At 71.1% G+C, this 7,247-nt stretch carries 9 protein-coding genes; 5 read left to right on the top strand and 4 right to left on the bottom strand.

Annotation, left to right across the window (positions count from 1 at the left end):
* Positions 1 to 34: 34 nt before the first annotated feature.
* Complete coding sequence (locus ACFQ4G_RS06890) at positions 35 to 427, bottom strand: hypothetical protein (protein WP_238208254.1); 393 nt, start codon at positions 425 to 427, stop codon at positions 35 to 37.
* The gene (locus tag ACFQ4G_RS06895; protein ID WP_238208252.1) at positions 427 to 1,344 is read right to left on the bottom strand and encodes a hypothetical protein; all 918 of its coding nucleotides are present in this window, start codon (positions 1,342 to 1,344) and stop codon (positions 427 to 429) included. Before ACFQ4G_RS06895 ends, ACFQ4G_RS06890 begins: the two co-directional genes overlap by 1 nt.
* Positions 1,345 to 1,702: 358 nt before the next feature.
* On the opposite strand from ACFQ4G_RS06895, the gene ACFQ4G_RS06900 reads away from it, so the two are divergent.
* From ACFQ4G_RS06900 to ACFQ4G_RS06910, 3 genes are all read left to right on the top strand, one after another.
* Positions 1,703 to 2,290, top strand: a complete 588-nt coding sequence (locus ACFQ4G_RS06900; protein WP_238208250.1) for a nitroreductase family protein — start codon at positions 1,703 to 1,705, stop codon at positions 2,288 to 2,290.
* Positions 2,291 to 2,298: 8 nt separating this feature from the next.
* Positions 2,299 to 2,910, top strand: coding sequence for a flavin reductase family protein (locus ACFQ4G_RS06905; protein ID WP_238208248.1), 612 nt, complete (start codon positions 2,299 to 2,301; stop codon positions 2,908 to 2,910).
* Positions 2,911 to 3,090: 180 nt separating this feature from the next.
* Positions 3,091 to 3,561, top strand: a complete 471-nt coding sequence (locus ACFQ4G_RS06910; RefSeq protein WP_238208246.1) for a hypothetical protein — start codon at positions 3,091 to 3,093, stop codon at positions 3,559 to 3,561.
* Positions 3,562 to 3,621: 60 nt separating this feature from the next.
* Here the strand turns inward: ACFQ4G_RS06910 and ACFQ4G_RS06915 are convergent, their stop codons facing one another.
* A complete protein-coding gene (locus ACFQ4G_RS06915; protein ID WP_238208244.1) occupies positions 3,622 to 4,290 on the bottom strand; it encodes an aldolase/citrate lyase family protein in 669 nt (222 codons plus the stop codon).
* Positions 4,291 to 4,339: 49 nt separating this feature from the next.
* Entirely contained in the window at positions 4,340 to 5,293 is a 954-nt protein-coding gene (locus ACFQ4G_RS06920) for a LysR family transcriptional regulator (RefSeq protein WP_238208242.1), read from the bottom strand.
* A gap of 99 nt (positions 5,294 to 5,392) precedes the next feature.
* Between ACFQ4G_RS06920 and ACFQ4G_RS06925 the strand changes: the two genes are divergently transcribed.
* Both ACFQ4G_RS06925 and ACFQ4G_RS06930 read left to right on the top strand, forming a co-directional pair.
* Positions 5,393 to 6,565 (top strand): MFS transporter, encoded by a 1,173-nt coding sequence (locus ACFQ4G_RS06925; RefSeq protein ID WP_238208240.1) that lies wholly within the window; start codon positions 5,393 to 5,395, stop codon positions 6,563 to 6,565.
* Between the two features lie 114 nt (positions 6,566 to 6,679).
* The coding region (locus ACFQ4G_RS06930) for a transglycosylase SLT domain-containing protein (RefSeq protein WP_379039950.1) at positions 6,680 to 7,247 on the top strand (568 nt) is incomplete at its 3' end.

The raw sequence follows: 7,247 nt of genomic DNA on the forward strand, positions 1-7,247 counted from the left end.
CGGGATGAAGTCGAGAGCGGGAGAGACGAGAACCTCAGCCGTCGCAATTCGCCGAAAGCAGCGCCAGAATGCGCTGGAAGCTTTGGTATTGCGCCATGCTCGACGGGTGCCGGATCTCGGCGGCATCGGGCAGGATGCCGGCGAAGCCCGCTCCCGGATCGGCGACGAAGGGGCGCGGACCGACATGGGCGCCCATCCGGTTGGTGACGTCGACCTCGCCGCAGATGGCGTCGGCCTTGCCCCGGCGCAGCCGGCCGTAGCGTGCCTCGGCCGGGCTCTTGAGCCCCTTGCCGACCAGCGCCATCACGGAAGCCGACATCTCCGCCCCGATCGCGGCGTCGGACCCGTCGGTGACGGTCTGCGCCGTGGCGGGCCCGGCGGCGAGAAGGGCCAGGGTGAGGGAGACGACGAGGCGGCCCGCGCGCATCACGAGGCCTTGGCCACCACTTCGATGTCGCGGTCCATGCCGCTCTCCACCTTGAACTCGCGGGTATAGACCTGCCCGTCATGGCGGGCGATGAGGACGTAGTCGCCCTCCGCCAGGGTCACCTGCGGGAAGGCGCCGATGGCCTCGCGGATCGTGTCGCCGCCCGGCGTCAGCACGCTGAAGGCGGTGCCGGCGAAGGCCTCGGCGCCGGGCGCGGCCACGAGCTTGAGGGTCACGGTGGCGGCCCGGTGGTTGAGGGTCGCGTCGGTGACCTTGCCGTTCTCCACCTTGAGGTCGGCGCGCTGGATCGCGTTCGACTCCCCGTAATTCGAGACCACGTGGTAGGTCCCCTCCGGCAGGCGGATGATCTCGCCCGCCTTCACGCCGCTGCGCACGAGGCGCCCCTCCGAATTGGTGCCGATGGGCACGAAGACCGAGAAGGCGAGGTCGGCCGGGGCGATCTTCATGTCGCCGATGGCGCCCGAGAGCTTGAGCGCCCCGGCGGTGATGGTGAGGCGGTCGCTCAGCGCCGTACCCGCCATGGTGATGCGCTTCGAGGCGCTGGCGAACCCGTAGGTGACAGTGGCGACGTAGCTGCCCGGTGCCAGGGTGAAGCGCGGATCCGCCGCCTCGGACCGGGCGACGATGTTCGGCCGCACCCCGTCGGACCGGTCCTCGTAGATGCGCCAGGCGAGGCCGGACCGCACCGGCTGGTCGCTGCCCGCGAACAGGGCGGAGAGGGCGAGCGGCGCCTCGCCCTCGACGGGCGGGCTCGGCAATTGCGGCCCGACGATCGAGGGGGAAGGCAGGCCCTGCCCGTTGCGACCGCCGAACGGGTCGCGCTCCTGCGCCCGCGCCGGCAACGCCGCCATCAGGACGGCTCCCGTCACCGCGAGCCCGCGCATCACCGGTCCCATCCGCCGTCTCCTCCGCGGACCCGTCCTGAGAGGGCCCATCCCGCGCGGGTCCGTCCTGCATCCCGGCGATTGCCAAGGTGCGGACCGCGCGCCATGTCTTGCTGGTAAAGACGTCTTGCTCAGCAAGATGTCTTGCTCGTCAAGATATCCTGGCGATCGACGGGTTCCTGCCGAAAGCCATCTCCCGCTTTGAAACCGGACCGTGGCGGCTCCAAGGCCGAAACGGTTGCGGGGACGAGGCTCTTCCCCCCACGTCCCGGATCGGCACGCCTTTCCCTCGGACATAGCCGCTCGCCGCCCCGGCGGCCAATCCTTCGCTTCCGCCCTTCGCGTCCACTCTTCGCGCCGAACAGGTTCCATGGACAGCAAACCCGATCTCGCCCGCAGCGACACCCTCGATCTCCTGCGCCTGCGCCGCTCCGTGCCGCCGATCAACCTCGACGGTCCGGGGCCGGGCGCGGAGGAACTCGACGCGATCCTCACCATCGCCTCGCGGGTGCCCGACCACGGCAAGCTCAGCCCCTGGCGCTTCCTGGTGATCGAGGGGGACGGCCGCCTGCGTGTCGGCGAGCTCATCGCCGAGGCCTATGCCGCCGACAATCCGGGGGCGGATGCCAAGCGTCTCGACCTGGAGCGGAACCGCCTCGCCCATGCGCCGCTCGTGGTGGCCGTGGTCTCCAGCGCCGCCCCGCACGTGAAGATACCGGAATGGGAGCAGGTCCTCTCGGCCGGCGCCGTGTGCATGAACCTCGTCGTCGCGGCCAATGCCGCCGGCTTCGCTACCGCCTGGCTGACCGAGTGGTTCGCCTATGACCGCCGCGTCCTCGACGCGCTCGGCCTCGACCCGCGCGAGAAACTCGCCGGCTTCATCCATCTCGGCCGTGCCCGCGAGATCCCGAGCGACCGCCCGCGGCCGATCCTCTCCGACATCGTCACACGGATCTGAGCGGCGCCATGCATTACGATTCCGAGAACCGCACCCTGCCGCACAACCCGCTGAAGGCCCTGGTAGCACCCCGGCCGATCGGCTGGATCAGCGCGATGAACAAGCAGGGCCAGGTCAACCTGGCCCCCTATTCCTACTTCAACGCCGTCGCCAGCGACCCCGACATGGTGATGTTCTCCTCCTCCGGCCGCAAGGATGCGATGACCTTCGCGGAGGAGGGCGGCGAGTTCGTCTGCAACTTCGCCACCTACGACCTGCGGGACGCGATGAACGCCACCTCGGCGCCCCTGGCCCGCGGCGACAGCGAGTTCGTCGCGGCCGGACTGACCCCCGTCCCGTCGCGCAAGGTGCGCCCGCCGCGCGTGGCCGAGGCGCCGGCCGCCCTCGAATGCCGGTGGCTGCAGACCGTGCCGCTGACGCCGCTGGACGGAAGCGAGGCCAGTCACTTCCTGGTGATCGGCCAGGTCGTGTCGATCTATATCGACGACGCCTTCATCAAGGAGGGTCGCGTCGATACCGGCGCCATGCATCCGCTCCTGCGCGGAGGCTATTTCGACTATTTCAGCGTCACGGACGAGGCTCGTTTCGAGTTGAAGCGCCCGGCCGGCGCGGGACAGTAGCCTCGTCTGCCGGTCGTCCGGCGAGCGGGGCAAGCTCGGCCCCGGTCGAAGGTTGTGAAGGCCCGGCCTGTGCCAAAAAGGGAACCAAGCGGACGGCCGAAACCTTATTGGCCCGAGGCGCCGTTTGGCGGCTCCTTTCTGCGAACCGCCTGAGGGGGCGCTCGCACAGGTCTACACACCATGATCGTCAAGCTCACCGCCCCGCTCCTCCTCGTCGCCGGTCTCGCGACCCCGGCCCTGGCCCAGACGACGACCCGTCCGCCGACCGTGCTGATCCATGGCAATTACTGCGGACCCGGCAACAACGCTCCACTCCCGCCCATCGACGCCCTCGATGCGGCCTGCGCCCGTCACGATGCCTGCACGCCGGATGGCGGCCTCCCCACCAAGGCCTGCAACCTGCGCCTCCAGCGCGAGGCCGCTTTAATCGCGCGCGATCCGCGCCAGTCGGGCGATCTCCGGTCGCTCGCCGGCCTGATCTCGGTGGGCGCCTCGATGATGATGGCGGATACGGGCGCGCATGCGGCTCCCGCCCCGACGGCGACCCCCGTCAGCCACGATGTCGTCCCGCCCGAGACGCAACGCTGGTCGCCCGCCCCGGCGGAGACGCCGGCCCTGTCGACGGACGAGGATGGCGACGACGCCGAGTAGGCTCGGGACCGGCCTTCTGTCGCGAGGATTCACGCTCTCCCGCATCGTCCCTCGGACGCGTCAGGCGTCCGGGGAATCCGGGTCGAAGGCCATGACGATCCGCGCCTGATCCGGATCGAGAGCGAGCTTCGCCTGAAGCCCGTCGCGGCGGGCCTCCTCGACTTCACGCAGGACATCGCCCCCCGCCGGACATGCCGCATCGATCGCGGCCACCTTCGCCGCCGCCGCGGCGAGGCGGACCAGCGAGCGGATCTGGGCGAGCGGCGGGATCCATCCACCGTCGCCACTGCGGAGGGTCCGTGCTCCGATCTCGATCCTCACGGCCTCGGCGTCCCAGGCGATGCCGGCGAGGCGGTCGCTCGATCCCGCGAGATGCTGCAAGGCGAACGCGCCCTTCGCCGTCCCGACCAGGGCGAGGATGCGTGTCGCGCCGTCGGGCAGCCCCTGCATCGCCTCCTCGACGGCGAGCCGCGCACCGAGCCGCATGACGTCCCGTGCGCTTTCGCAATCGGTCAGGACGATTCCGTGCGGTGCCGCCGCCATCATCGCCGGGAGGTCGCGCTCGAGGGTTCGCGAGCGCAGGTAGAGAAGGGGGGCGCCCGCCTTCCGGGCGGTGGGGAGGATCGGCGGCGCACCCTCCGTCACGTCCACGATGAGCGCGTGCGCGCCGCTCTCCATGGCCGCCGCGACGGCCTGCGCCTCTCCGGGGACGATCAGGATCGCGTGCATGCCGGCCTCCCTTGTCTCTCGCTGCATGCGGCCGGATCGATGCATCCTGTCATGTCGTCGGTCCGCGGTCTCCGGCAACTGCCCGGTCTCGGGCCATAGCCTGGTCTCGGCCCATTCTCTCGGCGAGGAAATCCACCAGCACGCGGATGCGGGCGGGCATGGCCGGTCCGCCGACGAACACCGCATGGATCGCCTCGCGGTCCTGAGGATTGTACGCCTCCAGGAGCGGCACGAGCCGGCCGGCGGCGAGATCCTCGGCGATGTGGAAGGTGCCCACGCGGGTGATGCCGACCCCCTGCAGGGCGAGCTGGACCAGGGTCTCGCCATTGTTGGCGGCGACGTTGCCCCGCACCGCGAGGAGAGACTCGCGGCCCTCCTCGCGGAACGGCCAGCCCGGCTCGATCCGTCGGAAATTGAAATCGAGGCAGTTGTGTCCGGTAAGATCGGCCGGGACGCGCGGCGTACCGGAGCGGGCGAGATAGGCGGGCGAGGCCACGACCATCCGCCCGGTCTCGCCCAGGCGCCGGGCGGTGAGGGGGCTGTCGGCGAGGGGCCCGAATCTGATCGCCACGTCGGCCCGCCCGCCGAGCACGTCGGCGACCTCGTCGCTGAGGTCGATCTCCACCACGATCCCCGGATGGCGCGCGACGAAGTCGCCGATGAGGGGCACCACCACCCGCCGTCCATGGGCCATGGACGCGCTGACCCGCACCCGGCCGCGCGGACGGCCCTGATCGGCGATCTGCGCTTCGGTCTCGTCGAGATCGGCCAGGATGCGCCGCGCCGCCCTCCCATAGGTCTCGCCCTCGGCGGTCAGGCGCAGGGAGCGCGTGGTGCGCACCAGGAGCCGGACGCCGAGCCGGGCCTCGATCCGCGCCACCACCCGGCTCACCGCCGAGGGCGTCAGGCCGAACCGGCGCGCGGCCGCCGACAGGCTCCCCTCCTGCGCCACCGCGAGGAAGATCGCCATATCGCCGGCCCGGTCGACCCTGTCTCGCAGCATTGATGCTCCCGGGGCACGGATGTTGGTCCCGCCACGGGACTACTGCGGTCTCGCGGTTTTCGCCATGTGCTTGTGCGGAACGAACGGAAAGCACGAGCCATGACGATCAACCTTCCCCTGCTGGCGCTGGCGGCCGGTGCCTTCGGCATCGGCGTCACCGAATTCACGCCGATGGGCATGCTGCCCCTCATCGCCGGCGACCTCCACGTCTCGATCCCGGCGGCTGGCCTCATCGTCAGCGCCTACGCGATGGGGGTGCTTCTCGGCGCGCCGCTGATGACGCTGGCCTTCGCCCGGATGCCGCGCCGGCGGCTGCTGGTGGGCCTGATGGGCATCTTCACCCTCGGCAACCTCCTCTCGGCCCTGGCCGACAGCTACGCGATGCTGGTGGTCGCCCGCCTCGTCACCTCGCTGAACCACGGCGCCTTCTTCGGGGTGGGCGCTGTGGTGGCCGCCGGCATCGTGCCGCCCGAGCGCCGCGCGGCCGCCGTGGCGGCGATGTTCTCCGGGCTCACCATCGCGACGATCGGCGGCGTGCCGCTGGCGGCCTGGATCGGCGAGATGCTCGGCTGGCGCGCGGCCTTCTGGGGCATCGCCGGGGTCGGGGCCGTGGCCATGCTGGCGCTGCGCCTCGCCCTTCCGAAGCTGGAGGTCGAGGCCGGCGGCGACATGCGGGCCGAACTCCGGGTCCTCATGCGCGGGCCGGTGCTCGCCGCCCTCGCGCTCACGGTGCTCGGGGCGAGCGCCATGTTCACGGTGTTCACCTACATCGTGCCGATCCTGCGGGTCGAGACGGGTGCCGCGACGCCGTTCGTGACGGCGATGCTGGTGCTCTACGGAATCGGCCTGACGGTCGGCAATTGGGCGGGCGGGCGCTTCGCCGACCGCTCGGTGGACGGGACCCTGTTCGCCTCCCTCGGCGGGCTCGTCGTGGTGCTGGCCCTCTTCGCCTGGGGCGTGCGCTGGGAAGTGCCGGCCGCGATCCTGATCTTCCTCTGGGGCATCGCGAGTTTCGCCCTGGTACCGCCGCTCCAGATGCGGGTGATGGAGAAGGCTGAGGGCGCGCCCAACCTCGCCTCGGCCATGAATATCGGCGCGTTCAACCTCGGCAACGCCATCGGTGCCGCCGTCGGCGGGGGCGTGATCGATGCGGGCCTCGGCTACCCGGCGGTCCCCCTCGCCGGGGCGGCCATGGCCGGCGCCGGGCTCGTCATGCTGGCGGTCCTGCGCCGGGGCCGTCAGGCCAGGATCGCCGCGCCCGTATCCTGCTGAAGTTTCTGCAGCTTCGGGGCCATGTTCACGCTCCGTCCTTCAGTCTTTGTTTACCATGATCGGAACACTTTGAGGCTCAGGCCGACGATCGCGTCCGCCTGCAGCCGGACGGCCATGTTCCTGTTCACCACACCCCCCGCCAGCACGCGCGACACCGGCCTCGGCCGGGACGCGGGCACGCGCGGCGGAGCGGCCACGGGGACGTCGACGGGCGCCTCCACGGGATCGGCCTCCGCCGGCGTGGTCGATGCGATCCGCAGCGGCGCCCGCAACACCGGCACCCAGTTCGACTATCTCCTCGCCACGGCCAAGCGCGAATCCTCCCTCGATCCGTCGGCCAAGGCCGCCACCTCCTCGGCCACCGGCCTGTTCCAGTTCATCGAGCAGACCTGGCTCGGGACCATGAAGAATGCGGGGCCCAAGCTCGGCCTTTCCGCCTATGCCGACGCCATCACCGCCAGGCCCGACGGCACCTACACGGTGGAGGACGCCTCCGCGCGCCAGACGATCCTCGACCTGCGCCGGGACCCGGCGGTGGCCGCGACCATGGCCGGCGCCCTGACCCAGCGCAACGGCGAGTCCCTCACCGCCGCCCTCGGGCGCGAGCCCACCGGCGGCGACCTCTACGCCGCCCATGTGCTCGGCGCGCGCGGGGCGGCGACGCTGATCAACACCGCCCAGG

This window comes from Methylobacterium marchantiae (assembly GCF_042679825.1).
In the GTDB taxonomy this organism is placed as follows: Bacteria; Pseudomonadota; Alphaproteobacteria; order Rhizobiales; family Beijerinckiaceae; genus Methylobacterium; species Methylobacterium marchantiae.